Source organism: Streptomyces sp. CNT372 (assembly GCF_000377145.1).
Map to the genome: position 1 here is coordinate 53,063 of NZ_KB897781.1, position 24,402 is coordinate 77,464.

The 24,402-nt window shown below is 73.7% G+C and carries 23 protein-coding genes and 1 pseudogene; 11 read left to right on the forward strand and 13 right to left on the reverse strand.

Annotated features, from left to right (window positions below):
- Positions 1–61 precede the first annotated feature (61 nt).
- Positions 62–418, reverse strand: a complete 357-nt coding sequence (locus tag C593_RS0113075) for a DUF5955 family protein (RefSeq protein ID WP_486591124.1) — start codon at positions 416–418, stop codon at positions 62–64.
- Positions 419–770: 352 nt separating this feature from the next.
- Between C593_RS0113075 and C593_RS0113080 the strand changes: the two genes are divergently transcribed.
- The 4 genes from C593_RS0113080 to C593_RS0113095 all read left to right on the forward strand — a co-directional run bounded on the left by C593_RS0113080 (position 771) and on the right by C593_RS0113095 (position 4,921).
- Entirely contained in the window at positions 771–1,454 is a 684-nt protein-coding gene (locus C593_RS0113080; RefSeq protein WP_018847739.1) for a nucleotidyltransferase family protein, read from the forward strand.
- Between the two features lie 243 nt (positions 1,455–1,697).
- Positions 1,698–3,320, forward strand: a complete 1,623-nt coding sequence (aceB, locus tag C593_RS0113085; RefSeq protein ID WP_018847740.1) for a malate synthase A — start codon at positions 1,698–1,700, stop codon at positions 3,318–3,320.
- 396 nt (positions 3,321–3,716) lie between these two features.
- A complete protein-coding gene (locus C593_RS0113090) occupies positions 3,717–4,265 on the forward strand; it encodes a zinc metalloprotease (RefSeq protein ID WP_486591125.1) in 549 nt (182 codons plus the stop codon).
- A complete protein-coding gene (locus C593_RS0113095; RefSeq protein ID WP_018847742.1) occupies positions 4,262–4,921 on the forward strand; it encodes a hypothetical protein in 660 nt (219 codons plus the stop codon). Before C593_RS0113090 ends, C593_RS0113095 begins: the two co-directional genes overlap by 4 nt.
- A gap of 85 nt (positions 4,922–5,006) precedes the next feature.
- On the opposite strand, the gene C593_RS33015 is transcribed toward C593_RS0113095, so the two are convergent.
- From C593_RS33015 to C593_RS0113110, 3 genes are all read right to left on the reverse strand, one after another.
- The gene (locus C593_RS33015) at positions 5,007–5,714 is read right to left on the reverse strand and encodes a hypothetical protein (RefSeq protein ID WP_018847743.1); all 708 of its coding nucleotides are present in this window, start codon (positions 5,712–5,714) and stop codon (positions 5,007–5,009) included.
- Between the two features lie 26 nt (positions 5,715–5,740).
- Positions 5,741–6,250: a sigma-70 family RNA polymerase sigma factor gene (locus C593_RS0113105; RefSeq protein ID WP_018847744.1), complete on the reverse strand. Its 510-nt coding sequence runs from the start codon at positions 6,248–6,250 to the stop codon at positions 5,741–5,743.
- A gap of 371 nt (positions 6,251–6,621) precedes the next feature.
- Positions 6,622–7,215 (reverse strand): TetR/AcrR family transcriptional regulator, encoded by a 594-nt coding sequence (locus C593_RS0113110; protein WP_018847745.1) that lies wholly within the window; start codon positions 7,213–7,215, stop codon positions 6,622–6,624.
- A gap of 126 nt (positions 7,216–7,341) precedes the next feature.
- On the opposite strand from C593_RS0113110, the gene C593_RS0113115 reads away from it, so the two are divergent.
- Complete coding sequence (locus tag C593_RS0113115; protein ID WP_018847746.1) at positions 7,342–7,752, forward strand: VOC family protein; 411 nt, start codon at positions 7,342–7,344, stop codon at positions 7,750–7,752.
- A 130-nt stretch (positions 7,753–7,882) separates the two neighbouring features.
- On the opposite strand, the gene metG is transcribed toward C593_RS0113115, so the two are convergent.
- Together metG and C593_RS29555 are read right to left on the reverse strand one after the other, a co-directional pair.
- Complete coding sequence (gene metG / locus C593_RS0113120) at positions 7,883–9,427, reverse strand: methionine--tRNA ligase (RefSeq protein WP_018847747.1); 1,545 nt, start codon at positions 9,425–9,427, stop codon at positions 7,883–7,885.
- Between the two features lie 310 nt (positions 9,428–9,737).
- On the reverse strand, positions 9,738–10,376 hold the full coding sequence (locus C593_RS29555) for a hypothetical protein (protein ID WP_018847748.1): 639 nt from the start codon (positions 10,374–10,376) through the stop codon (positions 9,738–9,740).
- A gap of 426 nt (positions 10,377–10,802) precedes the next feature.
- Here C593_RS29555 and C593_RS0113130 point away from each other — a divergent pair, with 426 nt between their 5' ends.
- From C593_RS0113130 to C593_RS33020, 3 genes and pseudogenes are all read left to right on the forward strand, one after another.
- Positions 10,803–11,540, forward strand: coding sequence for a dienelactone hydrolase family protein (locus C593_RS0113130; protein WP_026277646.1), 738 nt, complete (start codon positions 10,803–10,805; stop codon positions 11,538–11,540).
- Between the two features lie 70 nt (positions 11,541–11,610).
- Positions 11,611–11,813 (forward strand): annotated as a pseudogene (locus tag C593_RS33735) (IS5/IS1182 family transposase); the annotation flags it as partial.
- A 108-nt stretch (positions 11,814–11,921) separates the two neighbouring features.
- Entirely contained in the window at positions 11,922–12,464 is a 543-nt protein-coding gene (locus tag C593_RS33020; RefSeq protein ID WP_018847750.1) for a hypothetical protein, read from the forward strand.
- A 215-nt stretch (positions 12,465–12,679) separates the two neighbouring features.
- Here the strand turns inward: C593_RS33020 and C593_RS0113140 are convergent, their stop codons facing one another.
- Together C593_RS0113140 and C593_RS0113145 are read right to left on the reverse strand one after the other, a co-directional pair.
- Positions 12,680–13,207: a hypothetical protein gene (locus C593_RS0113140; RefSeq protein ID WP_018847751.1), complete on the reverse strand. Its 528-nt coding sequence runs from the start codon at positions 13,205–13,207 to the stop codon at positions 12,680–12,682.
- Between the two features lie 170 nt (positions 13,208–13,377).
- The gene (locus C593_RS0113145; protein ID WP_026277647.1) at positions 13,378–14,334 is read right to left on the reverse strand and encodes a fibronectin type III domain-containing protein; all 957 of its coding nucleotides are present in this window, start codon (positions 14,332–14,334) and stop codon (positions 13,378–13,380) included.
- Positions 14,335–14,692: 358 nt separating this feature from the next.
- Here C593_RS0113145 and C593_RS31000 point away from each other — a divergent pair, with 358 nt between their 5' ends.
- Positions 14,693–15,139 (forward strand): hypothetical protein, encoded by a 447-nt coding sequence (locus tag C593_RS31000; protein ID WP_018847753.1) that lies wholly within the window; start codon positions 14,693–14,695, stop codon positions 15,137–15,139.
- Between the two features lie 486 nt (positions 15,140–15,625).
- Positions 15,626–16,459, forward strand: a complete 834-nt coding sequence (locus C593_RS0113155) for a CAP domain-containing protein (RefSeq protein ID WP_018847754.1) — start codon at positions 15,626–15,628, stop codon at positions 16,457–16,459.
- Between the two features lie 546 nt (positions 16,460–17,005).
- Here the strand turns inward: C593_RS0113155 and C593_RS0113160 are convergent.
- Both C593_RS0113160 and C593_RS0113165 read right to left on the reverse strand, forming a co-directional pair.
- Positions 17,006–18,340: a sensor histidine kinase gene (locus tag C593_RS0113160; RefSeq protein ID WP_018847755.1), complete on the reverse strand. Its 1,335-nt coding sequence runs from the start codon at positions 18,338–18,340 to the stop codon at positions 17,006–17,008.
- Positions 18,337–19,026 carry a response regulator transcription factor gene (locus tag C593_RS0113165; RefSeq protein ID WP_018847756.1) on the reverse strand — a complete coding sequence of 230 codons (690 nt, stop codon included), beginning with the start codon at positions 19,024–19,026 and terminating at the stop codon, positions 18,337–18,339. The genes C593_RS0113160 and C593_RS0113165 overlap by 4 nt, the downstream gene beginning before the upstream one ends.
- A gap of 36 nt (positions 19,027–19,062) precedes the next feature.
- Here C593_RS0113165 and C593_RS33740 point away from each other — a divergent pair, with 36 nt between their 5' ends.
- Positions 19,063–19,647: a hypothetical protein gene (locus C593_RS33740; RefSeq protein ID WP_486591126.1), complete on the forward strand. Its 585-nt coding sequence runs from the start codon at positions 19,063–19,065 to the stop codon at positions 19,645–19,647.
- 86 nt (positions 19,648–19,733) lie between these two features.
- Here the strand turns inward: C593_RS33740 and C593_RS0113175 are convergent, their stop codons facing one another.
- From C593_RS0113175 to C593_RS29570, 3 genes are all read right to left on the reverse strand, one after another.
- Positions 19,734–20,993, reverse strand: coding sequence for a cardiolipin synthase B (locus C593_RS0113175; RefSeq protein ID WP_018847758.1), 1,260 nt, complete (start codon positions 20,991–20,993; stop codon positions 19,734–19,736).
- Positions 20,994–21,078: 85 nt separating this feature from the next.
- On the reverse strand, positions 21,079–21,618 hold the full coding sequence (locus C593_RS0113180; protein ID WP_018847759.1) for a hypothetical protein: 540 nt from the start codon (positions 21,616–21,618) through the stop codon (positions 21,079–21,081).
- A 197-nt stretch (positions 21,619–21,815) separates the two neighbouring features.
- The gene (locus tag C593_RS29570) at positions 21,816–24,296 is read right to left on the reverse strand and encodes a hypothetical protein (protein WP_051093682.1); all 2,481 of its coding nucleotides are present in this window, start codon (positions 24,294–24,296) and stop codon (positions 21,816–21,818) included.
- Between the last annotated feature and the right edge of the window lie 106 nt (positions 24,297–24,402).

Here is a 24,402-nt window from a genome sequence, read left to right on the forward strand (position 1 = left end):
GCCACCAGCCCCCCGCCCGGGCCCCGGCACGGCGGCCGGGCCCGCGGTGCCTGCGGGTGGCTCAGGGGCGGGGGTCCGAGGCGCCCGCGCCGGGCACGGCGGGGCCCGGGGGCGGTGCGCCGAAGAGGTCCACCGCATACAGGTCCACAGCACGGCGGACCTGCATCAGGGCGGGCGATAGGGCGCTGACCGACCCGATCGCCGCCGCGATCAGCAGCAGGGACCGGCGCATCCGCCGGATTTCGGGGTCGCCGCCCGCGACCATCGCCGCGAGGACCGCGAGTTCGTCCTCGGCGATCTCCCGGTCGCCGAAATCGGCAGGATGACCGGCCAGTTCGCGGCGGAGCCGGGCCACGGTGGCACGTAACTCCGCCGCCCTCGGGTCCTCACCGCTCTCCGTCACCCGCGTCTGCCCCACGCTCCGCAACAAAGCCCAGCCCCTCGCATGTCTTTCCGCCCCACCTGCGCCCCCACGGGCAGGTGAGCAACGCCCGCGGGGTGCGGGACAGTTAACGCCATCGGCCCCGGACGCGCCACAGGCACGACGGAATTCAGGCCACGACCCCGGCGGCACGCCGGGAACACGGCGGCGGATCCGGGGTGCACGCTGTCGGAGACGGCCGCGCGCTCCCGCCGCGCTGCGGCCGCGCTCCGGCGGCGAACCGCCGGACACCGCACGAGCCGCGAACCGGCGCAAGTCAGGAACGAGCACGAGCCGCGAACCGGCACGAGCCAGGAACCGGCACGGGCCGCGAACCAGGAGGAGTCCCATGACACAGCCCCTCTCCCCCGAGCCACCCCCGCAGCCCGGCCCGGCCCCGGGCCCCGGATCCGGGGACCCTCGCCCGCCCCGGCCCGTCGTCGCCGGGCTGCTGCTGGCGGCAGGTGGCGGGCGGCGGCTCGGCGGGCGGGCGAAGGCGCTGCTCCCGTACCGGGGGCGGCCCCTCGTGGAGCACGCCGTACGGATCCTGCGGGACGGCGGCTGCGGACCGGTGCACGTGGTGACCGGCGCGGCGGCCGACCGGGTTTCGGCGGAGGCGGACCTCACAGGCTGCACGGTGGTGGTGAATCCGGAGTGGGCGTCGGGCATGGGCTCGTCCCTCCGCGCGGGCCTCGCCTCCCTGCGGGCCCCCGGGCCGGAGCACACCGCCCCCGACGCCGTCCTCGTCCTCCTCGTCGACCAGCCCGGCATCGGCGCGGCGGCGGTGGCCCGGGTCCGCGAGGCGTACACCTCGCGCGACTCGCTGGTCACGGCCGCGTACGACGGGCGGCGCGGGCATCCGGTGCTGTTCGGGGCGGACCGGTGGGCGGACATCGCGGCGAGCGCCACGGGCGACCGGGGCGCCCGGGACCATCTGGCCGCCCACGCCGCCGCGATCCGGCTCGTGGAGTGCGGGGACATCGCCGCCGACCACGACATCGACACCCCCGACGACCTGCGCCACCTCAGGTGAACGGCGTGGCACGCTGCGCCACGTTCTGTCGACCCGGAGAATCTCGATATCAACAAACCATTGAACTTCCACCATGCGGTAACTACTATCCACTGTTCAGAAGCGCTTGATCCATCGGACGGCGCCCGCCGCCGTACCTCGGAGCCCCTGGCACCGAGTGCCGCCCGGCGACCCGGCGGACGGCCGGCACCGACCGATGACATCTGCGAAGCCTGTGAAGCTCGCTGAAGGAAGTGACAGCTCATGTCCGCACCAGCGCCGTCCCCGCTGGCCATCGTCGAAGCCGAGCCCCTGCCCCGGCAGGAAGAGGTCCTGACGGACGCGGCCCTCGCGTTCGTGGCCGAGCTGCACCGCCGGTTCACCCCCCGGCGCGACGAGCTGCTCGCCCGCCGCGCCGAGCGCCGTGCCGAGATCGCCCGCACGTCCACGCTGGACTTCCTCCCGGAGACGGCGGCGATCCGCGCGGACGACTCCTGGCGGGTCGCCCCCGCGCCCGAGGCGCTGAACGACCGCCGCGTGGAGATCACCGGGCCGACGGACCGCAAGATGACCATCAACGCGCTGAACTCCGGCGCCAGGGTCTGGCTCGCCGACTTCGAGGACGCCTCCGCTCCCACCTGGGAGAACGTCGTCCTCGGCCAGCTCAATCTGATCGACGCCTACGAGCGCCGCATCGACTTCACCGACCCCCGGTCGGGCAAGTCCTACGCGCTGCGCCCCGCCGGGGAACTCGCCACCGTGGTGATGCGCCCGCGCGGCTGGCACCTCGCCGAGCGCCACCTCACCGTGGACGGCACTCCCGTCCCCGGCGCCCTGGTCGACTTCGGCCTGTACTTCTTCCACAACGCCCGCCGACTGCTGGAGGCCGGCAAGGGCCCCTACTTCTACCTCCCGAAGACGGAGTCGCACCTGGAGGCCCGCCTCTGGAACGACATCTTCGTCTTCGCGCAGGAATACGTGGGTGTCCCGCAGGGCTCCGTCCGGGCAACCGTCCTCATCGAGACGATCACGGCCGCGTACGAGATGGAGGAGATCCTCTACGAGCTGCGCGACCACGCCTCGGGCCTCAACGCCGGCCGCTGGGACTACCTCTTCTCCATCGTGAAGAACTTCCGTGACGGCGGCGAGAAGTTCGTCCTCCCGGACCGCAACGCGGTGACGATGACCGCGCCGTTCATGCGCGCGTACACCGAACTCCTCGTCCGCACCTGCCACAAGCGGGGCGCGCACGCGATCGGCGGGATGGCGGCGTTCATCCCGTCCCGCAAGGACGCCGAGGTCAACAAGGTCGCCTTCGAGAAGGTCAAGGCGGACAAGGACCGCGAGGCGGGCGACGGCTTCGACGGCTCCTGGGTCGCCCACCCGGACCTCGTCCCGATCGCGATGGCCTCCTTCGACGCGGTCCTCGGCGAGAAGCCCAACCAGAAGGACCGCCTGCGCGAGGACGTCTCGGTGGCCGCCGGGGACCTCATCGCCATCGACTCCCTGGACGCCAGGCCGACCTACGACGGCCTGCGCAACGCGGTCCAGGTCGGCATCCGCTACATCGAGGCGTGGCTGCGCGGCCTCGGAGCGGTCGCCATCTTCAACCTCATGGAGGACGCGGCGACGGCGGAGATCTCCCGCTCGCAGATCTGGCAGTGGATCAACGCGGGGGTCGTGTTCGAGAACGGCGAGCGCGCCACCCCGGAACTGGCCCGCACGGTCGCGGCGGAGGAACTGGCCGCGATCCGCGCCGAGACCGGTGAGGAGGCGTTCGCGGCGGGTCACTGGCAGCAGGCGCACGACCTGCTGCTGAAGGTGGCGCTGGACGAGACCTACGAGGACTTCCTCACCCTGCCCGCGTACGAGCAACTGGTCGGCTGACCAGCGCCCTTCCGCCCGCCGCCCCCGGTACCGCACAGCACCGGGGGCGGCGGCCCGCGTTCCGGGCCGACCGACCTCCGCCGTCAGCGGCTGCCGCGGCGACGAGGCCGTCCCGACATGCCGTCAACTCTGTTGTCCGGCAGCGCTGTTGGATTCGAATACGCGTTGCCCCTGTGCACCCGCACAGTTAGGCTCTGCTTGACCGAGGCCGATCCACGGGGGACACCAGGCCAACCGGTCCACTGCTGCGACACGGGGGAGTCGAGCACGCTCTGATTCGCCCTGCTGTTCTGGTGTTTCCGCAGTTCGGGTACCCCTGTCTCCCCCTCGGGATCCAGCCGACCGCAGCCTGTCGCAGGTCGACCGACCAGCGCGGGTACCACACGGGGAGCTTCATTGAGACGTTCTCGTCTGCGCACCACAACACAGGTCGCGACCGCCGTCATCGCGGCGATGGCAGTCGGACTGGGCGGGGCGACCACCGCTCGGGCCGACTACTACGACGGCGGCATGCCCAGCCGCTCCTTCAACGTGAAGGCAGTGGGCATCAACGACACCTGGGTCGGGTTCCTGGACACCGGCCGCAAGAACTGGAACAACGCCAAGGCCGGTGTCAGCATCGGCCGCAAGTCCAACGCCAAGGCCACCTTCACCGCCGCGCGCTACAAGGAGAGCTGGTACGGCCTCTACTCGCCGTCCGGCTGGCGGCCCATCAACCGCGTCTTCAAGATCAAGGTGAACGCGCGCACTCTCGACCGGGACTCGGGCTCCAGGATGACGGAATGGTCCCGGAGCACCGTCACGCACGAACTGGGGCACGCGCTGAGCCTCGACGACAACCCGGGGACCAAGAAGGCGTCGCTGATGAAGCACAGCCGCAACCGGGCCAAAGTGCAGAAGCCGCTGGCGTACGACGTCTCCGAGGTGAAGAGGATCTACCGATGACCAGACTGCGCCATCTCACTGCGGGCGGTGCCGCGGTTCTCGTCGCACTCGCCGCCGCCGGCTGCTCCGGCGACTCCGGCAACTCCGGCAGTGGTTCCACCGAGGCCGGGAGCACGTCCCAGAAGCCCGGCGTCATCGCCTATGAAGCGGACTACCCGGCCTTCGACTCGCTGGACGCGATCGTGAGGGAGGCGGACGCCATCGTGAAGGGCACCGTCATCGGCTCCACGGTGAAGGAGCTGATGCCGGAGGTGTCCACCGAGGGCGACCCGCTGACCAACCCTCAGGCAGGTCTCTCCGCGGAGGAGGCCGGCGAGGTCGAGCCGGTGGTGATCACCGTCTCCACGGTGAAGGTCTCCGAGGTGCTCGCCGGCGACGTGAAGGCGGGCGACACCGTCGAGGTGAGCCAGCTCGGAGGCACGCTCGGCGCGACGACCTACCGGGAGGAGCACACCACCACCCTGGCGAAGGACGGCACCCAGTACGTGCTGATGCTCGCCGACCACGGGGACGCATCGCCGTACGACCTGCTCAACCCCGAGCAGGCCCTGTACACCGTCGGCACGGGCGGCACGGTACAGCCCGCGGCGGAGGCCGGCTTCGAGGACGCGGGGACGGTCGCGGGTCTCAAGGACCGCGTGGCACGCGTCAAGTGAGCGACACCGCGAACGCGCCCGGTGTGGCGCGAGGCGTGGAGTGACACGAGGGGGTGCCGTCCACGGACGGCACCCCCTCCGCCGCTCACTCCCCCAGGCCGAGGGCCTTCAGCACGGCCGGGCTCAGCTCCACCTCGTTGCCCCCGGTGGGCACGGCTCCGGCGCCGGCGATGCCGTAGGCGCCCTGGACGGTGTTCACCAGGGTGAAGCGGCCGTCGTCCTGACGCTCCAGCAGCAGCACGTACTCATTCCCCGCCGCGAGATCGGCCGTCTCCGGCCCTCCGTCTCCGGGAGGTGCGTACCGGACGGTGACGGTCCGGCCCGGCGCGGTCCCCTTCGCCGTCGCAAGCACCTCGGCCGGGGCCTCGGTCGACGTCACGTCGTCGAGGGTCCGCTCCTCACCGCTGCCGAGCCTCGCCCGCACGATGAGGTCGGCGGCGTTCTCGAGTTCCGCGGCGGACGCGTAGTGCGGCTCGTCGGCCACAAGGCCGCCGCTCGATTCCCCGTGGCCGGAGAGGACGGCCACCGCCACCGCGACCACCGCGGCCACCCCCGCGAGGGCCCCGGCCAGCAGGCCGAGCCGCCGCCGCGGGCGCGGAGGCGCGGAGCGGACCGAGGGCGAGGGCGAGCGCGGGGGCAAGGGCGACGGCGAGACGACCGTCGGGGCGGAGGGGGACTCGTCCGTCAGCGCACTCAACTCCCGCAGCGCGCGCGGCGACAGGCCCGGCTCCGCCGGTGTGGCCGCGAGCGGATCGGCCTGCCTGATCATCTCGGCGGTGCGCTTCGCGGACATCCGCGGCCTCCTTGACTGCTTACGCTTCATACCGACTCCCGGGACGAGGTGTACATCTCGCGGAACGCCTTGCGCGCCCGGTGCAGACGGACCCACACGGCCGACGTGCCGCAGTCGAGCAGACCGCCGATCTCCGCCGCCGCGAGACCGTCCCAGTAACTGAGCAACAGGACTTCGCGGTGCCGATCGGGCAGCCGGTCGAGTGCTTCCAGGACCGCCGAGGTCTCGGCCGACGCGGGCGCACGGTCCAGTTCCGCACCGATCCGCCCGTGCAACTCCGTCAGCCGGGCATGGGACCGGTAGTGGTTGCCGAGGACGTTCCGCGCGGTGACGAACAGCCACCCGGGTGTCGCCTCTCCGCCACGGACCACGTGTTCCCAGGCGATCCGGAACACTTCCGCGGTGATGTCCTCGGCCGCGCCCGGGTCCCCCGTTCTGCGCCGCGCGAAAGCGTGTACACGCGGGTACTCGCGCACGTACACCTTCGTGAATCGCGCGCTGCGGCCCGGCTCGCTCACGGTCTGCTTGTTCTCCACACCCCGTATATGTCATGCGCGGGTCGCATCCTTACCGGCGTCCGGAAAATCTCTCCGGCGCGGGAGGGATCCGGCCGCCCACGGTCTCCGGCCGGTCCGGTGCCCGCAACGCGCTTGCCCCGCCCCCGCGCCCGCTGACAGGGTTCGGGGCCGTCGGCGACCCGGCCCCGCCGACGCGGACGGTCGTGACCCGCCGAGGCGCGCGGTGCCCGGTCCGGTCGCGGTCCGGCTCCGGGCCCGGTCACGGCTCCGGTCTGGGTCCGGTCACGGCTCCGGGTCCGGTCTGGGTCCGGGCCCGGCGGTCTGACCGGGCCAGGTCCCCCGGGCGACACCCGGGCCGGCCCCTTACGTGGGCCCGGCCCGGCCGCCCGTCACCCCGTGCGGAGCCCGGCCAGGAGGCGGGCCAGCGCGGCCCGGGTGTCCGCGAGGTCACCGGGACGGGCCGGGCCCGCAAGCCACAGGGCCGCCTCGTTCATCGCGCCGGACAGCAGGTGCGCCAGCGGGGCGACCGGCTGCCGCGCGATCACCCCGGCCTCGACCAGCGCCGTGAGCGCCTCGGCCAGGTGGCGGGCCGAGGACGCCTCGTCCATCGCCCGCCACTCGCTCCATCCGAGCACCGCGGGCCCGTCCACGAGCATCACCCGCTGCACCTCGGGGTCGGTGCTCGCGGCAAGGAACTCCTCACATCCGACGGTGAGTTGCTCCCAGGGATCGGCACGGGTCTCCGCCGCCGCGGCGACGCGTGCGCCCACCTCCCGCTGCACCTCCTCCAGCACGGCCCGGAACAGCTCCGCCTTGCCCGCGAAGTGGTGGTAGAGCGCGCCCTTGGTGACCCCGGCCTCGCGGACGATCTCGGCGAGGCCGACCTCCCCGTAGCCACGGGCCGAGAAGAGGCGCCGCCCCTCCCTCAGCAGCGCCTGCCGGGTCTGCTCCCGCTGCTGGGCCCGGACACCGTCCTGCCGCATCACGCTCTCCCCTTCCGTTCTTTCGTCCCGCCCCGCTCCCGGGGCGCGACTGACCACCGTTTGACATACCGACGGTACGCGAATAGCGTGTTTCGCATACCGATGGTACGCGAAAGGGGTCCCGTCATGAAGACCAACAGCTTCTACCCGGTGATCGGCACGGCCGCCCTGGCCGAGTCGCGCGACTTCTACACCCGGCTGTTCGGCTTCGAGGTCACCTTCGAGGCGGACTGGTACATCAGCCTGCGCCTCCCGGGCGACCCGGGCTACGAACTCGCCCTGCTCGACCACACCCACCCCACGATCCCCGAGGGCCACCGCCACCCGGTGCGGGGCCTCGTGCTCAACTTCGAGGTCGACGACGTGGACGCGGAGTACGAACGCCTCGTCGGGCGCGAGGGGCTGCGCCCGGCGCTGGAGCTGCGCAGCGAGGACTTCGGCCAGCGCCACTTCATCGTGGCCGACCCGAGCGGTGTGCTGATCGACGTGATCACCGTGATCGAGCCGGTGGGCGAGTACGCGGAGCAGTACGCCTGAGGGGGCCGGGCGGGCGGGGGCCGCCCGGTCGGGGACGGCGGGCCCCAAACCCGGGGCGCGTCCGGTCGGGACGGGCGGGCCGGAACCCGGGCCGGGGCCCGGGTTCCGGGCCCCGGGGCGCGCGTGGCTCCTACGCCGCCCCCGCCCCCAGCCGGGGGAACAGCGGCCCCGGCGGCGGCAGGACGCCGTCCACCGGTGAGCACTGCGCCGCGATCCGCGCCGCCGCCCCCGGCAGGAACGGCGACAGCCGGTCCGCGAGGACCCGGCACGCTGCGAGGAGCGCGGCGAGCGCGGCGTCCAGCCGTTCCCCCGCCGCCGGGTCCCCGGCCCGCTCCGCCCGGGCCGACTCCCAGGGCCGGGTGGCGTCCACGCAGCGGTTCGCCTCCTCCACGATCGTCCACACCGCGGCGGCCGCCCGCCGGAAGTCGTACGCCTCCAGGGCCGCCGCGATCCGGGCCGGGCTCTCGGCGCAGGCCCGTGCCAGCTCCGGCGAGACAGGGCCGATGCCGTGGCCGGCGGGCGGGCGTCCGTCCCGGTAGCGGTGGGCCATCGTCACCACCCGGTGGACCAGGTTCCCGATCCCGCCCGCGAGGTCGGCGTCCGCGCGGGCGACCAGGCGCTCGCGGGTGAAGTCGGCGTCCCCGGTGCGCGGCACGTCCCGCAGCAGCCACCAGCGGACCGCGTCCGCCCCGGTGTCGGCGGCCAGTTCCGCCGGGTCCACGCCGGTGCCCGCCGACTTGCTGATCTTCCGGCCACCGACGGTCAGATAGTCGTGGACCAGGATGTCCGTGGGCAGCGGCAGCCCCGCCGAGAGCAGCATGGCGGGCCAGTACACGGCGTGGAAGCGGATGACGCCCTTGCCTGCCAGGTGGATGCGCCGACCGGCGCCCGCCCACCACTCCTCGAAGGCGGGGTCGCCGGTCCCGTAGCCGAGGCTGGTGATGTAGTTGCCGAGCGCGTCCCACCACACGTAGACGACCTGGTCCGGGTCGCCGGGGACGGGGATGCCCCAGCCGCGGGCGCGGCGCTGGGAGCGGGAGACGGAGAAGTCGTGCAGTCCGCCGTCGATCAGGGCCAGGACCTCGTTGCGGCGCGAGGCGGGTTCGATGCGCAGGGTGCCGTCCGTGATCAGGGCGCGCAGGGGCTCGGCGTAGCGGGAGAGCCGGAAGAACCAGTTCTCCTCGGCGACCGCCTGCGGTTCGGTGCCGTGCTCGGGACAGCGTCCGCCGTCGAGGTCGCTCCCGGCCCAGAACTGTTCGCAGCCGACGCAGTACAGGCCCTCGTAGTGCTTGCGGTAGAGGTCGCCCGCGTCGGCGCAGCGCTGCCAGAGGCGTTCCACGCCGGCGCGGTGGCGGGGGTCGCTGCTGGTGCGGATGAAGTCGAACGACAGGTCCAGCGGGCCGCGCAGCCCGGCGAAGGCGGCCGCGTTGCGGTCGACGAACTCCTGCACGGGCACGCCTTCGGCCTCGGCGGCCAGCACGTTCTTCAGCGAGTTGTCGTCCGTGCCGGTCAGCAGCCGGACCTCGTCGCCCGCCTGCCGCCGGTGCCGGGCCAGCACGTCCGCCTGCACCAGTTCCAGGGCGAAGCCCAGATGGGGGCGGGCGTTGACGTACGGGACGGTGGTGGTGACGTAGGTGCGCGCGGCCGGCCGCGCGCCCGTGTTGATCGTGGTCATGGAAGCCCTCTCCTCTGCTCTCCCGGGGAGCGGGCTCCGGCTGCGCACACGCGGACGAGGCCCCTTCCCGGGGCCTCGGCACGTCACACGTCCGACTCAGCAGCCCCTGCGGCGGGGCATCATCGAGAACGGCGCGTGCGTGATCATGCGGGGAGGCTAGCAGCGGGCGGCCGGTCCGCCCCACCGGGTTTCCGCCCTCCCACACCAATGCGTCACCGGCACGGACGCGGCGCGTAGCCGGGCCGCCGCTCGGCCAGACGGCGGTCAGGACGGATTCGCGCCCGGGCGTCCACGACGCCTGGCGCCCGGGTCAGTCCCACCGCAGCACCCGCGGCGGCAACTCCACCCACAGGTCGGGCGGCCCGGTGACGGCACGCGCGTCCGTCGGCCGCAGCCCCGCGTAGGCACAGGCATGGGCCACCGCGTGCCGGTGGTACACGCAGGCGAAGAAGACCTCCTCGGCGGTGTCCCAGGCGGTCGGACCTCCGCCGGGGTGGAGGTCGGAATCCTCGACGACTCCGTCACGGACGATGCTGCCCTGGTTGCCGCTCTTGGGGTTGGCGTACAGCCCGTAGCAGACGGTACCGGCGGAGAGCCGCCTCATCACTCCGGTCATCTGCGGTACGTAGCCCCACGGTTGTGCGACGACGCAGCCTCCCGGGACGGTGGTCACACCGACTGTGCGCATCTCCGGGTCCACGTCCAGCCACCACCCCTCCCGCAGGGCCTCTGTCAGACCTTCAGGCTCGGTGGTCGTGCCCTCCAGACGACGGACCGCCTCCGCCGCGTCGATCCCCGCCACACAGGCCAGGCCCGTGCCGTCGAAGCAGAACTCGCCGAGAGCCGCGACGAGGCGTCGGCCCTCCCTGGCCGCCGCCTGCTGTGCCTCCGTCAGGCCGGGTGTCGCCGCGCCGGATATCCCTTCGCCGGTATCTCCCTCCGGCAGCACGAACAGGTCCGGCGTCGGCCCGGCGAGGGCGAGCCGGCTCCGCGCGTACGGGCCCCCGGGTCCAGGTGGCGGTTGGTTCCCGAATCAACCGAGCCCTCTCGTCCTGGCACGGCGACGTGGTCGTGGTGACCCGAGCACGTGGCCAAGGCTCGAACGATCGCCCCGGTTGTCTGCGTGCGGAAACCCTACGGCCTGGACTGGCGCCGCGCTGACGAGAGCGGGCTGGTGAACCTGTGCGGGGAGCAGGGCATCGCCTTCGTCCCGTTCCTCGCGGTCTCTGGCCTGCGGCGTGAGGTAGCCGCAGGCCAGGAGCAGGACGCGCAGCCCTGGGCCCGGCCCCGCCGTACTTCAGGGGCGCACGCGCGCTTTTCGCCAGTGGCAGAACACCGGCCGGACCGGGCTCGATGATCACTACAGTCCCGCCTCATGGCGACGACTACGACGCGCAAGGTCGAGTACCCTGCGGACGGTTTGACGATGACCGGGCACCTCGCTCTGCCGGCCGGTGTCGACCGCCGGCCCGCGGTGCTGATCGGACCAGAAGGCATGGGGCTCAGCGACGTCGAGCGCCGCAGGGCCGACGCTCTCGCCGAGCTGGGATACATAGCGCTGGCCTTCGACCTTCACGGCGGGCGCTACTTCGGCGAACCCGAGGAGATGCTGGCCCGTTGCATACCGCTGCTCGCTGATCCCGACCGGCTGCGGGGCATCGGTCACGCTGCGCTCGACGTACTGCGCGCCGAACCGCGAACCGACGCCGAGCGGATCGCCGCCGTCGGATACGGCACCGGAGGCGCCGTCGGGCTGGAACTCGGGCGCGGCGGCGCAAACCTGCGCGGGATCGGGACAGTCAACGCACTGACCACGGGCCGTCCGGGCGAGGCGGCGCGCATTCGCTGCCCGGTGTGGGCCGGGGTCGGGTCGGAAGACCCGATCATGCCGCCCGAGCAATGGAACGCGTTCACCGCCGAGATGCAGGCCGCGGGCGTCGACTGGCGCCTCACGGTCTACGGCGGCGCCCTGCACGCCTTCCACCACCCGCCGGTCGACCACCCCACGGTCCCCGGCGTCGGCTACCACCCACAGCACGCACAGCGAGCCTGGCGCGACGTCGTCGACCTGCTCGCCGAGTGCGTGCCAGTCACGGAAGCTCTGGTGGCATGACCCAGGCAGACAAGCTGGCGCCATGCCTGGTCCGCTGACCGGCCGGCACGGCACGGGCTGAGCCCCGGCCATCGTGGCCGACCTCACGCACCAGGACGCCGGTCCGTGGCTGACCACGGGCGTCAAACGCAAGCAGCTCCAGGAACTGGCCCCCACCGAGAAAGCCCGCGCCCGTGCCCTGGCCGCCACACGCGCACCCGTCGAACGCGGCGTCGCCCGCCCGAACTCCTGGGGATCTTCCGCAGGTCCCGCTGCAGCACCAACCGCATCACGTGGCAGCGCCGAAGCGTGGGAGGTTCCCGCTCTTCTCCGGGCACGGTGGGGCGCCGACCGCGAATACCCGGTGGCCGCACAGCTCGCGGACGTGGGAATCTGTCCCTCATGAGTGAGTCCACCCCCTATGACCAGGACCGAGCCGCATACTCCCTCGAAGGGCTGGCTCGACTCGTACTCGCCGACAACGCCACGGAGGTGGCTGACGCTGCTGCGGGCCTGGTGGGCACCCGCAACGATGCCGACACCGGATTCGGCGGTCGAGTCAGCCAAGCCCGACAGCTCGTTGACCTGGCCGAACGGACTCTGGAATCGGCCGTCATCTACGAAGTCGAACGCGGCAGCTCCTGGGCACAGATCGCGGCCTACCTGGAGATCAGCGCTGAGAAGGCCGAACAGCGGTATGCCACCGCTGTCCAGGCGTGGAAGAACGCGTTCGAGGAGCCATACCGACTGGATGAAACCGGTCGCAAACGCATCCCGCAGCTGCCTACCGCAGCGTATGACCCCAACTGGGCATGCACTCAGCTGGATCGCTGGGCCTACCTCCGGCACGTCGGAATCGACGACAAACAGGCCGTCAGTGCCAGCCTCGTCATGGCCGAGGCTGCGAGCGAGCAGGTCCCGCCCGAGGATGGAACGACGTGCTGATCGTCGCGCTCGATGCCGCCACCCACGCCTCGTGGCTCGGTTGGTGCTGGTCGGCACCGGTCCGGCCTCATCAAGAGCCACCAACCGCGGGTTGCCCGGGAGCTCGCTGAACGCCGGAACCGTGACGCACACGGGCCCGCCCGCTCCGCGGCCCGACTCCGGCGGTGGAGCCGATGCAGGCTCCACCGCCCGGCAGCGGCCGGTGCGGCCGGTGCTCAGATGCCCATGGAGGCCATCTCGATCGGCGAGCGGTAGTTCGCGGCTGTCGCGACGACACAGGCGCGGTACGTGCGGTTGTCCTTCACGACCAGGAAGTAGTCGCGGATCTGCTTCCAGTACTGGCGCAGATAGCTCGGCCCGGGGAAGAACGCCGGCGGGCGCGGGACCAGGGCGAACGCCTCCGAGCAGCGGAGGATCTCGCCGGTCGCGGTCGAGAGGATCGCCTCGACCTCGCTGTTCATGTTCCATCCGGCCGCGAGCTGGGGCGTCCAGATGGAGCCCGCGATCTCGCGCAGGCGCTGCTCGTCGGGCGTGGTGTCGTCGTCGGCGGCGGTGGCGGTGGCAGGCGCCGTGACGGCGGCGAGGGTGGCCGGGGCCCGGTCCGGTGCGGGCTGCGCGACCGCGACCCCGGCACCGAGGACCCCGGCCAGCAGCCCCGTGGCCGCGGTGGCCGCGACCGCGCCGAGTCCGGCCCGTACGGCGCCTCGGCGTGCGGGTCCGGTGCGGGTGAGCGTGGTGGTCATGGTGGGTCCCTCCCCTGGTCAGCCCGCCCCTGGCCGGAGGCGGAAGCGGCACGCTCGCACGCGTGCCGGGGACCGTCAACGGCGCCTCGGCGCAAGCGGCCGGAAACCGCCGCCCCGACCCGCCGATACCTCTGCCCCGACCCGGCGATGCCCCGTCCGCCGGCCCCGGGTCACCCGCCCGCCACCACCACCGTCCGCTGCGCGGAGAAGTCGCCCCACTTGCCGTCCGGGAGGCGGGCGCGGAGTTTGAGGCTGTAGCGGGTGCCGGGCGGGTCGGTGACCGTCATGGTGTAGGTGGCCCGCGGTCCGGTCGGCGGGGTGCCCCAGACGATGGTGGTGGCAAGTTTTCCGTTGAGGTGGAGCTGGTGCTCCGTGACCGGTTCCCCCGTGTCCGGCGGGGTCCAGGCCAGGTCGACGGCGCCCTTGCGGGCGGTCGCCGTCAGCCCGGTCGGTGCGGTGCTCGGCTCCTCGTCGCCGGGGGCGCGGTCGGTCGTGAGGTCCACGGGCGGGCTGTCGGGAGAGGAGTTCTCGGCGGCGTCCCGGGCCCGGACGGTGAAGGTGTAGACCGTCCCGGGGCGCAGGCCGGTGACGCGGGTCCGCGTCCGGTCGCCGGCCACGCTGTGGATACGGGCGTCCTCCTGGTAGATGTCGTACGCCGTGACGCCGGTCGCGTCCTCGGCCGGTGACCAGGTCAGGGTGACGGCCCGGGGCCCGTCGACCGTGCCGCGCAGTCCGGTCGGGCGGGTCGGCGGGGTGCGGTCGTCGGGGGTCTGCTCGGGGGTGGTGACGGACGCCGGGGTGCTGGGCCCGGAGAGGTTGCCCGCCGCGTCGCGGGCGCGGACGGTGAAGCGGTAGGCGGTCTCCGGGGCGAGGCCGTCCACGTCGACCATGTGCTTGGTGGCGGGAAGGGACGTGACCCTGCGGCCGTTCTCGTACACCTCGTACGCGGTGACGCCGGTGTCGTCCTCGGCGTGGTCCCACATCACATGGACGGATGTGGCGCTGCCGGCCTGGGCGGTGATTCCCGCGGGTACGGACGGCGGCTCGGTGTCCTTCTCCTTCCCGCACGCGGTGAGGAGCAGGGCTGCTGCACAGGCCAACACGGCTGGAGTGGGGGGACGTTGCACGATCGGGCCTCCGCGGGCGGCGAGCGGGCTGACGGGGAGCCATGCTGACAGCCGGGCGGGGCATTGGTCCAGACCTGTACGGCGAAAGGTGCGGTCCCGCGGCGGGCCACCCCGGGACCGCGCGGGAGGTGCGCCGCGCCCGTCCACGGCCGCCCCCACTTCCTCGCCTCAACTCGCCACATCCGTCGAAGCTTTGATCCACCGGTGAACACCTCCTAGCGTGCTGACCGTTGCTGGGGAACGGGGGAACCGGCGTACCGGCGCCTGCTCTGGTGCGGTCGCCGGTGTACCCCCGCGGCCTCGGTGAATGCACGTCCTGAACCGATCCGGACGAACGATTCACCAGGAGGAACGCACCATGAAGCTCCGCATCGCAGCACTCGCGGCCACCGCCGCGACGACGGCCGTCCTCGCCGTGGCGGCGGGACCGGCCCACGCCGTGGACCGGGACGTCACCGTCGCGAGCGCCGGCACCGAAGTCCGCCCGCTCGCCGGGGACGACGCCTGCATCGGCCTCTACGTCGGCGGCATCCTGACCGGGACCGGGTGTTTCGTGTCGTACGGGGACAAGATCTGGGCCGAGGACAACCGCAGCGACGGCCTGCGCGTCGTCGTGGAAACGAAGTTCGACTACAACCGCCCCAACGGCGAGTGCCACCAGGCCGGCGGCGCGGGCGTGGGCGGCTACTGCAACTACAACATGCGGGAGGACGGGAAGGTCAGCTTCCGTGTCCTGACGCGGAACGGGGCCGACGGCCCGAACAGGAGCGTCGGTGCCTGGTCGCCGTGGCTCCGGATCGGCTGACGCGCAGACGGGCGGGCGGACAGACCAGCGGACGGTCGGGCGGGCGGTCGGGCGCAGGTCTGCCGGGTGGTCTGCCCTCGGGGCGCCGAGGCGGCCCGTCCGGCGGGCCGGGGCACGCCGACCACGCCCGCCGGGCGCACACCCGCCCCGGCCCGGCCTGTGCGAACGCCCGGATCGGGCCCCGGACCGCAGGCCGGGGCCGGCCGCCGCGAGATCGGGCCAAGATCGTTTCACGGGATCTTGGCGTGACTCTTATGGCTTCTTGAAGAAACCGGCGGGCAGCCCCTGACCCGCCGCACCCCGTCATACGATCTCCGCCAACCCCCCACGAATCCCGGTGGGCGCGGTCAGCGCCTGCCGGGATTGTGCTTGACGTCGATCATCGAGGTGCTTTCGCATATGGGTTCCCACCGGGCCGACAGCCGAGCCGACAGACGACAGCCCCGCGCCCACGCGCGCCCCAAGACCGGGGGGCGGGCACGCGGGGTGGCCCTCGCACTCGGAGCGTTCACGGTGGCCGCCGGCGTCGGTGTCACCCTCACCGGCGGCGGCAAGGGCGGCGAGGCCGCCAGCGTCGCGGCCCACCTGCCCGATCCGAACGCCGGTGCGATATCCGGCACGGACGCGGCGGGCGGGGCCACTCCCCTGGTGACGCCCTCCGCCTCCACCAGCCCCAGCGCCTCGCCGCTCCCTGGCATGTCCGCGGCCGAGGCGAAGGAGAAGGCCCAGGCCCAGGCGAAGGCCGAGGCAGAGGCCAAGGAGCGGGCCGAGAAGTCGGCCGCGGAGGCCAAGGAGCGGGCGGAAGCCAAGGACCGGGCCGAGCGGAAGGCGACGCGTACGCCGGTCGCCGCCCCCTCGACGCAGCAGGCCCCCGCCGTCCCCGGTACGGGCCTCGGCACCAGTGGCGGCACGGACCAGGGCTCGGGCGACAGCCCGAACGGGCCCGAGGCCCAGGTCCTGGCCCTGGTCAACAAGGAGCGGGCCGCGGCGGGCTGCGGCCCGGTCACGGCGAACCCGCAGCTCACGCAGGCGGCCGACGACTACAGCGACGTGATGGCCGCGTCCGGAGTCATGTCGCACACCGGCCCGGACGGCTCCACGATGACGAGCCGCGTCGAGGCGGCGGGCTACGCGTGGTCCAACCTCGGCGAGAACATCGCCCGTGGCCAGGCCGACGCCGAGTCGGTCATGGAGTCCTGGATGAACAGCCCGGGCCACCGCGCGAACATCCTGAACTGCTCCTTCGACGAGCTGGGCGTAGGTGTCCACGAGGGCGACGGCGGCCCATGGTGGACTCAGAACTTCGGCTCGCGCCGCTGACCGGCCACCGCCAACGCCCCCACCACCGCCCCTGCTCCTGACGGCGGCCCCGAGCGGGTCCGCCGACGGCAGACGCCCGTCCGGCCGGTCGGATCCCTGCCCCGGCCGGGCGGAGCAGCGCCGCCGCCGGTCCCGTGCACCCGGTGGCGGCGCGCCGTCGTTTCCGTGCCGCTCGTCGTTTCCGTGCCGCTCGTCGTTTCCGTGCCGCTCGTCGTTTCCGTGCCGCTCGTCGTTTCCGGGTCGGGGCCGCTTCGATTCCAGGTCCGGCCCACTCGTCGATTCCAGCGCCGACGCCGCTCGTCGCACGCATGGCCCGGCCCACCACCCCGCCCCAACCACCGTGCCCCGGACCAGCCCAGTCCAGCCCCGACTGTCGTGCCCCGGCCCCCCGCTCGCCCCGGACCGCCGCTCGCCTCGGACCAGGAGACGGCCACGGGTCACGGGGAGACCGGTCACAGCGCTTCGCCGCGCCCGGTCCGCGGCCCTCCTGCTCATGCCCGCCCGGTGGCAGCCCGCCGGAACGCAGCCGCACCGGGCGGGCAGCGCCTACCCCTGCGCCCTCTCCCCCGCCCCCGGCTCCCCTTCCGCCAGGGAGAACGAGACCGTCACCCGCGCCCCGCCCAGGGGGCCCCGGGTGATCGTCAGTTCGCCGTCGGCCTCGCGGGCCGCGCGGGCCACGATGTCGAGGCCGAGGCCCGTGCCGCCCCCGCCACCCGCGCTGACGCCCCGGGTCAGCGCGGCCTCCGGATCCGCGACGCCGGGTCCCGCGTCGTCCACGATCAGGACCGCGTGCCGGTCCGTGCGTTCCACCCGGACGGCGAAGGCGGTGCCCTGCGGGGTGTGCCGGAAGACGTTGCCGATCAGGGCGTCGACGACCGCCGCCAGATCGTCCTCCGGGAAGCGGACGGGCACCGCGCGCGGGGTCAGCGAGCGCTCGCAGACACGTTCCTGCTGCGCCGCGAGCACCGACCAGAAGTCCAGCCGCAGGGCGACGACGTCCGCGAGCTCCACGGGCCGCGCCGACGCTCCCCCGCCGCTCTGGCCGGCGGCCAGCGGAGTACGGGCGGCCGCGATGATCGAGTCCAGTTCGCGTTCGAGCTGTGCGACGGCTTCCCCGATGCGCCGGGCGCCCGGGGTGCCGCTCATCAGGTCCGCCTCCAGATAGAGGGCGGTGAGCGGGGTGCGCAGCCGGTGGGACAGGTCGGCGACCATCTCCCTTTCGACGGCGAGGAGTTCCACCACCCGGTCCGCCATGGTGTTGAACGCCTGCCCGGCCTCCTGGAGTTCCGGCGGACCGTCCGGCCGCACCCGGACGTCCAGGTCACCCGAACCGAGGGCCAGCGAGGCGCTCTTGAGACCGCGCGAGGAGCGCACCACCCGGGCGCCGAGCCGGTCCGCGACGAGGACCGAGCCGCCGACCAGCCCGAGTGCGAGCAGCGCCATGACGCCCCAGGACACGGCGACGCCCCGGGTGAGGTCCGCGCCGGGGACGTACGCCTCGACCACCGCGACCCGGTCCTCCGGCAGGACCACCGGCTGGAGGTGGACCCAGCCGTCCGCGGTCTCGACCGAGAGGGTCTCGCGGTTCCCGACCGCCCGCTCCAGTGCCTCGGGCGGGGCGTGCGAGGTGCCGACGAAGCCGCCGTCGGGCAGCCGCACGGCGAGTTGGTCTCGGGAGCCCAGCTCGGTGACGGCCTGCTGCACGTCGGCCCGCTCCGTGGTGAGGGCGAGGACGGGCGAGAGGGCGGCGGCGCGCTGCTCGGCTGCTGTGGTGACACGGTCGCGCGCCTGCTCGCGGACGAGGAGGGCGAGCGGGATGAGGAAGGAGAGCGCGACCATGGACGTGACGGCCAGGGCGATCCCGGCGAGGGCCCGCCTCATGGCGTGCTGACCAGTTTGATGCCGATTCCGCGCACGGTGTGCAGATAGCGGGGATCGGACGCCTTTTCGCCCAGTTTGCGGCGGAGTGCGGAGAGGTGGACGTCCACGGTCGGTTCCTCCAGGTAGGGCTGCTGCCATACCTCGACGAGGATGCGCTTGCGGGAGATCACCTGGTCCGCGTTGGCGGCGAGATAGGCGAGAAGATCGAACTCACGCCGCGTGAGGGAGAGTTCACGCCCGGCGAGATGGGCGGTCCGGGCGGCGGGGTCGATCCGCAGGTCGGCGACCTGGACGACGGGCTGCCGGTCGCGCTCCTCACCCAACGGCGCGGAGCGCCGCAGCACGGCGGCGAGACGGGCGGCGAGCTGGCCGCCGGAGAACGGTTTGACCATGTAGTCGTCGGCGCCCGCGTTGAGGAGCCGGATGGTCTCGGTGTCGTCGTCACGGGCGGTGGCGACGAGGACCGGGACCCGGGATATGCCGCGAATCATCCGCAAGACGTCCAGGCCGTCCAGATCGGGCAGACCGAGGTCGAGCACCACGATGTCGGGCGGGTCCTGGGTGACCTCGCGCAGCGCTTCGAAGCCCTGGTGCGCGGTCTTGACCGCGTAACCGTGGCCGGTGAGCACCTCGATCAGGGCGGCTCGGATCACCGGGTCGTCCTCGACGACAAGTACGGAGGCCATGAGCAGGCACGTTAGCCGGTCCGTCACTATGGTGTCGTGTCCCGTCTCCTGCGCTACGTGATCATCTGGCTGTCCTGCACGGCGGCGAGCGTCACGGCCGTGATGATCACCGTCCACTTCGTGGTCGGTTCGACCCGGCCCACCGCTCCGGTCGCGCAGTCGGCACCGGACGGCTTCTCCCCCGCCCCGACCGCCACGGTCACCGCCTCCCCGTCGCCGTCCCCGAAGCCCGAACCCAAGCCGAGCAGCGCCAAGCCCTCGCCGAAGCCGACGCGGACGGCGGAGCGTCCGGCCACCACACCGAGCCGGCCGGCACCCTCGACGCCCCCGGCCCCGCCCGCCGGGTCCGGGTCCGGGTCCAAGCAGGGGGCGGGCTGCCAGCAGGAGGGCGGCTCGGGCGTGCACACGATCTCGTCCCAGGGCGGGAAGGCGACGGTCCGCTTCGGCGGGGGCGGGGTGTGCCTGATCTCCGCGGTGCCGAACCAGGGGTTCACGGCGAGCACGACACAGGGCGAGCAGCGGACCCTGACGGTGACCTTCGCCGCGGACCGGCACCGCTCGGAGATCACGGCCTCGACCGAGCCGTCGGACCGGGCGAGCGTGCGCGAGACCTCGTTCTGAGCGGGCCGGGCCCGACGGGCCGCCACCTCTCAGAGATACCGCCACCCCTCAGAGATGCCGCCACCCCTCAGAGATACCAGCGTCGCTCAGAGATACCGGCGGATGGGCAGGACCGCGCTCTCGCGCACCCGCTGCACCATTGACCGGCGCTTCCAGCGGCCGGGGCGGATGCGGTCGCTGACGGCGAGGTCCTCGTCGAAGTGGGCGTCGAGGGTGGCGGTGACCTCGCGGTCGAGGACGGCAAGCATCACCTCCTCGTCGTGGTCGAGGGAGCGGCGGTTGAAGTTGGTCGAGCCGATCAGGGAGGCGACCCCGTCCACGGTCATGATCTTGGCGTGCATCATGGTCGGCCGGTAGTGGTGGATCTCGACGCCGCAGGCGGTGAGGGCCTCGTAGTGGTGCTGCCCGGCGAGCTGGCAGACCCGCTTGTCGGTGTACGGGCCGGGGAGCAGGATCTGCACCTCGACCCCGCGCGCCGCCGTGTCGCAGAGCAGCTCGACGAAGTACGCGTCGGGCGAGAAGTACGCGGTCGCCAGGCGCAGCCGCCGCTGCGCGGACTCGGCCATCACCCGGATCAGGGTCTGCATGTCCTGCCAGCCGAAGCTGGCCGAGCCGCGGACCACCTGGACGATCGAGTCGCCCGCGGCCTCGTGGTCCACGAACCGGTCGCGGTCGTCGAAGAGTTCGGCATGACACTCGGCCCAGTTCTGCGCGAACGCGGCGGCGACCCCGTCCACGGCCGGGCCGCGCACCTCGACATGGGTGTCCCGCCACTCACCGGGGCCCCGCGCGTCGCCGCACCACTCCTCCGCGATGCCCACGCCGCCGGTGAACGCCCGCTCCTCGTCGACGACCAGCACCTTGCGGTGACAGCGGTGGTTCTGCTTGAACGGCGACAGGTACAGGGGCTTGCGGAACCAGGCGACGTGCACACCCGCGTCGCTCATGTCGTCCAGCAGGTCCTTCTCGATGAGCCTGCTGCCGAACCCGTCCAGCAGCAACCGCACCCGCACCCCGGCCCGGGCCCGCCCGGCGAGGGCCTGCGCGAACCGCCGCGCGATGTCGCCGCGCCAGTAGACGAAGGTCATCATGTCGACGGTGTGCCGGGCGCCCTCGATCGCGGCCAGCATCGCGGGGAAGATCTCGTCCCCGTTGCGCAGCGGGAGCACGGTGTTGCCCTCGGTGGCGGCGATGCCGATGAGGCGCTCCAGTCGTCTGCGGATACGGACCATCTCTTCGTCCGGATCGGCGGTGACGGCCGCGAGGTCGACGGCGGTGCCGTCGGTGCCGACGGCTCCCGGGTGGGTGTCGTCGCCGGGCTGCGGGGCCTGCTGGACGGACGTCATAGGGACTCCTCTCGGTCGGGCCCTGCGTGCGGGCCTCTGCCCGTCTACCCCCGCACGCGCGATCAGCACAGACAGGTGTTCGACGTCACCGGGCGGCGGAGGCGAGGCTGCGCCAGTGGCCTCCCGGGGCGCCGGGCGCGAGTTCCATGTCGGCGCGCACGGCCTGGTAGTAGCGCTCCCGGGCCTCGCGCTGCCCGGTGAGCATCGCCGACCACTCCTCGGGCGCGCGCCGGGCCTCGCGCAGGAACGCCTCCAACTCCAGGACCACGGTCAGCCACGCCCGCGCGGCGGCGACCACCTCGGGCGAGCCGAGCATCAGCAGGGCCTCGCCGGACGGGTCGCGGGCGTCGCTCGCGTCGGCGAGCAGCGGGGCCGCCTCCTCGGGCGTGAGGGGGTGCGGATGCGGGTCGTTGCCGAGAAAGGCGGCGACACGGTAGGAGAGCGTCACGGTCTTCTTCAGCGACCGGGAGTAGCCCGCGTAGACGGTGAGACGGCGCTCCTCCCACCGCGCCGCCTGCTCCCGCCCGAACCGGGCCCGGTCGGTACGGGTCAGGGCCAGATAGGAGCCGAACGCGCCGATCACGACGCCGAGCAGGGCGGGGAGCTGCTGTATGAAGGCGGACATGCGCGTCACGGTAGCGGGCGCGGTACGCCAACGGAGGCGCGAGACCGAGCTGTAGGCCCGCCCCGTCGGCGCGCGCCCGGGGCGGGTCCGGTGAGGCGCCCGGGGCGGGTCCGGGGCGGTGCCTGAGGCAGGTCCGGTGAGGTGCCCGGGGCGGGTCCGGTGAGGCGCCCGGGGCGGGTCCGGTGAGGCGTCCGGCCTCAGCCGTGGCCGGTGGCGGCGGCCTTGACCTCGTGCGCGGCCGCGTCCGCCGTACCCCGGTCGGGGTGGTGGTCGCGCAGGGCGGGCAGGACACGGGCGAGGACGTCCGGTTCGGCGCGGGCGAGTGCGGCGACCAGGGCCCGGCTGCCGCCCGGCCAGGTCGCGGCCGCCGCGTCGAAGGCCGGCAGCAGGGACGTGGGCGGGATGTCCGCGAGCAGGGCCCGGGCGCGGTCCGGGTCCTCGTCCGCCTCGGCCGCCCGGGCCGGACGCATGGCGTCGCGCAGGTCCCGCGACCAGCGGTGCTCCAGCTCCTCGGCGAGCAGCACGGCACGGGCGGACAGGGGCACGACACTCTCGTCGGGGACGGTGTCGGCAGCGGCGGATCCGGCCGGCGCTTCGGTCCCGGTCCCGGCTCCGGCTCCGGCTTCGGTCCCGGCTTCGGTCCCGGCCGGCGTTTCGGTCCCGGCCCGGGTCCTTGTCCCGGTTCCGGTCCCCGCCGGCGTTCCGGTCCCGCGGGAGCGGAGCAGCCGCAGCGCGTGGGCGCCGAGGACCGGGTGGGTGAGCGCCGACCGCAGCACCGTGTCCGGGACCCCGGCGCGCTCCAGCAGGGCGAAGCAGCCGAGAAGCCTGCCCCCATGGCCCCCGGTCGACCGCTGCGCGGCGATCGCGTCGAGAAGCGCCGTCCACGCCTCGTCGGTGCCGCCGTCGCGGGCGACCCAGTCGGCGAGGGTGGCCGCGCCCACGGCCGGGGGCCAGTTGACGACGGCGGCGACCGTGGTGCGGGCGTCCCAGGCGGCGATCTCCCCGGGGTCCGGGGCGAACAGTTCGCCGGTGGCGAGGACATGCCGCATCACGGTCGCGCCGAGGGGCGTGAGCCCGTACGCGTCGCCGCGCCGGAAGACGCAGCCGGTGGCGGCCAGGCCGTCGACGAGCTCCGCGAGCGCGCGGGCGGGCGCGTCCAGACGGGCCCGGTCCTCCTCGGTCGGCGTCCCGGTCCCGAGGAGGACGCCGAGCTGCCCGGTGGACGGCGTCTCGTACCGGGACGGCTGGACGGCGGGCAGCGCCACCGGCTCCTCCTCCTGTTCGGGGGCGACGTCCGCGCCCCCGGCGTCGGGGCCGGACGCGTCGGCGACCCTGCGGACGACGGAGTCGGGGGTGCTGCCGCGTTCGTAGAGGGAGTAGAGGAGGTGGGCGGCGTCCAGGGACCAGTCCCCGTAGGGTTCGACGCTCACGGCCGGGAGGCTCTCGGCGCGGGCGGCGAGAATGTCCGCGGCGAGTTCGACCAGCTCCTGCGGGGTGCCGGAGTCCCAGACGGCGCGGGCGTCCGGGAAACCGCAGCGCTCGGCGAGGGCGCGGGTCCCGTCGTCGGCGCGGGTCCCGTCGTCGGCGCGGGTCCCGTCGTCGGCGCGGGTCCCGTCGTCGGCGCGGGTCCCGTCGTCGGCGCGGGACCCGGCCGCGCTCCCGGCCGGGGCACCGGACGCGGCCGAGGCGCCGGACGCGGTCTCCGCGAGGGACTTCGGCAGGGGCGCGGCGTGCAGCAGGGCGCGGACCTCCTCGGGTGCGGCGGCGCGGGCGGGCGGCGGCAGCGGGATACCGGAGTGACCGTAGTAGTCGAGGTGTTCGCCGAGCATGCGGTCGGCGAGCTCCCGGTGGGGCAGGGTCTCCGGCGACGGCGCGAGCCGGGCGTGCGGTCCGGCGAACGCCTCCGTCAGCCCGCACGCGGTCCACCGGTCGGTCAACGCGTCGGCCAGGGAGCCCAGTTCGGCGCCGAGCGCGTCCTCGGGGTGGTCGTCGTCCAGCGGCGGGGCGGGCAGCAGCGGACCCGTCGGCCCGGGCTCCCGCGTGTCCCGGGCGAAGGCCGCGAGCAGCAGCTCGTCGAGCGCGGCTCGCACCGCGAAGGTCCGGTCGGCGACCTGGGCGCGGCGAACGCCGTCGGGGAGCGCGGTCCGGTCGCTGTGCGGGGCGCGGGTGTACGCGTCGAGCCATGCGGCGACGGCCTCGGGGTCGCCGGGGTCGGTGCCGTCGGCGCGCAGCAGGGAGGCGTACCAGCGGTGCCAGGTCAGCCGCGTGGGGTCGGTCAGGGCGCGGCGGAACGCGGGTTCCGCCTCGTCGACGGCCGCGAGGAGGCGGGCGTGGCGCTTGGCGTTGAGCCGTCCGGCCTCCCGGACCCGGTCCGCGAGGGCGCGGAGCACCTCGGGCACGGCGTCGGTCTCGGCCTCGTCCGCCCCGAGGAGGCCGGGCAGGTCGCCGGTGAGCACCTCGGCGACGAGCGCCGGCGTCGGTTCGGGCACGCCCGCCCGGCGGCCGGCCCCGCGCAGGGCGAGCAGGGCCAGCACGGCGTCGGCGGGCCGGGCGGGCAGCGCCCTCCCGCTGCCCCGCGCGGCGGCCCAGGCGAGGAAGTCGTCGAGTCCGGTGTTCAGCGGGGAGGCGTGCGGGGCTGCGGCGGCGGCCGCGTCGGCGGCAGGCGTGGTACGGGTCACGCGGGGAGCGTAGGGAACGCGGGCGTCCGCGCGCGCCGTTGCGGAGCCGCTGTACGCCGAACGGGGGACGCGTTGGCCCGGAAGGCGCCCGGTGGGGCGTGCTCGG

Excerpts from the sequence above, each read along its gene's own strand:
- C593_RS0113080 (WP_018847739.1), top strand. The coding sequence starts at position 771 with ATGACACAGCCCCTCTCCCCCGAGCCACCCCCGCAGCCCGGCCCGGCC.
- aceB (WP_018847740.1), top strand. The coding sequence starts at position 1,698 with ATGTCCGCACCAGCGCCGTCCCCGCTGGCCATCGTCGAAGCCGAGCCC.
- C593_RS0113095 (WP_018847742.1), top strand. The coding sequence starts at position 4,262 with ATGACCAGACTGCGCCATCTCACTGCGGGCGGTGCCGCGGTTCTCGTC.
- C593_RS33015 (WP_018847743.1), bottom strand. The coding sequence starts at position 5,714 with ATGTCCGCGAAGCGCACCGCCGAGATGATCAGGCAGGCCGATCCGCTC.
- C593_RS0113110 (WP_018847745.1), bottom strand. The coding sequence starts at position 7,215 with ATGCGGCAGGACGGTGTCCGGGCCCAGCAGCGGGAGCAGACCCGGCAG.
- C593_RS0113115 (WP_018847746.1), top strand. The coding sequence starts at position 7,342 with ATGAAGACCAACAGCTTCTACCCGGTGATCGGCACGGCCGCCCTGGCC.
- metG (WP_018847747.1), bottom strand. The coding sequence starts at position 9,427 with ATGACCACGATCAACACGGGCGCGCGGCCGGCCGCGCGCACCTACGTC.
- C593_RS0113130 (WP_026277646.1), top strand. The coding sequence starts at position 10,803 with ATGGCGACGACTACGACGCGCAAGGTCGAGTACCCTGCGGACGGTTTG.
- C593_RS33020 (WP_018847750.1), top strand. The coding sequence starts at position 11,922 with ATGAGTGAGTCCACCCCCTATGACCAGGACCGAGCCGCATACTCCCTC.
- C593_RS0113140 (WP_018847751.1), bottom strand. The coding sequence starts at position 13,207 with ATGACCACCACGCTCACCCGCACCGGACCCGCACGCCGAGGCGCCGTA.
- C593_RS31000 (WP_018847753.1), top strand. The coding sequence starts at position 14,693 with ATGAAGCTCCGCATCGCAGCACTCGCGGCCACCGCCGCGACGACGGCC.
- C593_RS0113160 (WP_018847755.1), bottom strand. The coding sequence starts at position 18,340 with ATGAGGCGGGCCCTCGCCGGGATCGCCCTGGCCGTCACGTCCATGGTC.
- C593_RS0113165 (WP_018847756.1), bottom strand. The coding sequence starts at position 19,026 with ATGGCCTCCGTACTTGTCGTCGAGGACGACCCGGTGATCCGAGCCGCC.
- C593_RS0113175 (WP_018847758.1), bottom strand. The coding sequence starts at position 20,993 with ATGACGTCCGTCCAGCAGGCCCCGCAGCCCGGCGACGACACCCACCCG.
- C593_RS0113180 (WP_018847759.1), bottom strand. The coding sequence starts at position 21,618 with ATGTCCGCCTTCATACAGCAGCTCCCCGCCCTGCTCGGCGTCGTGATC.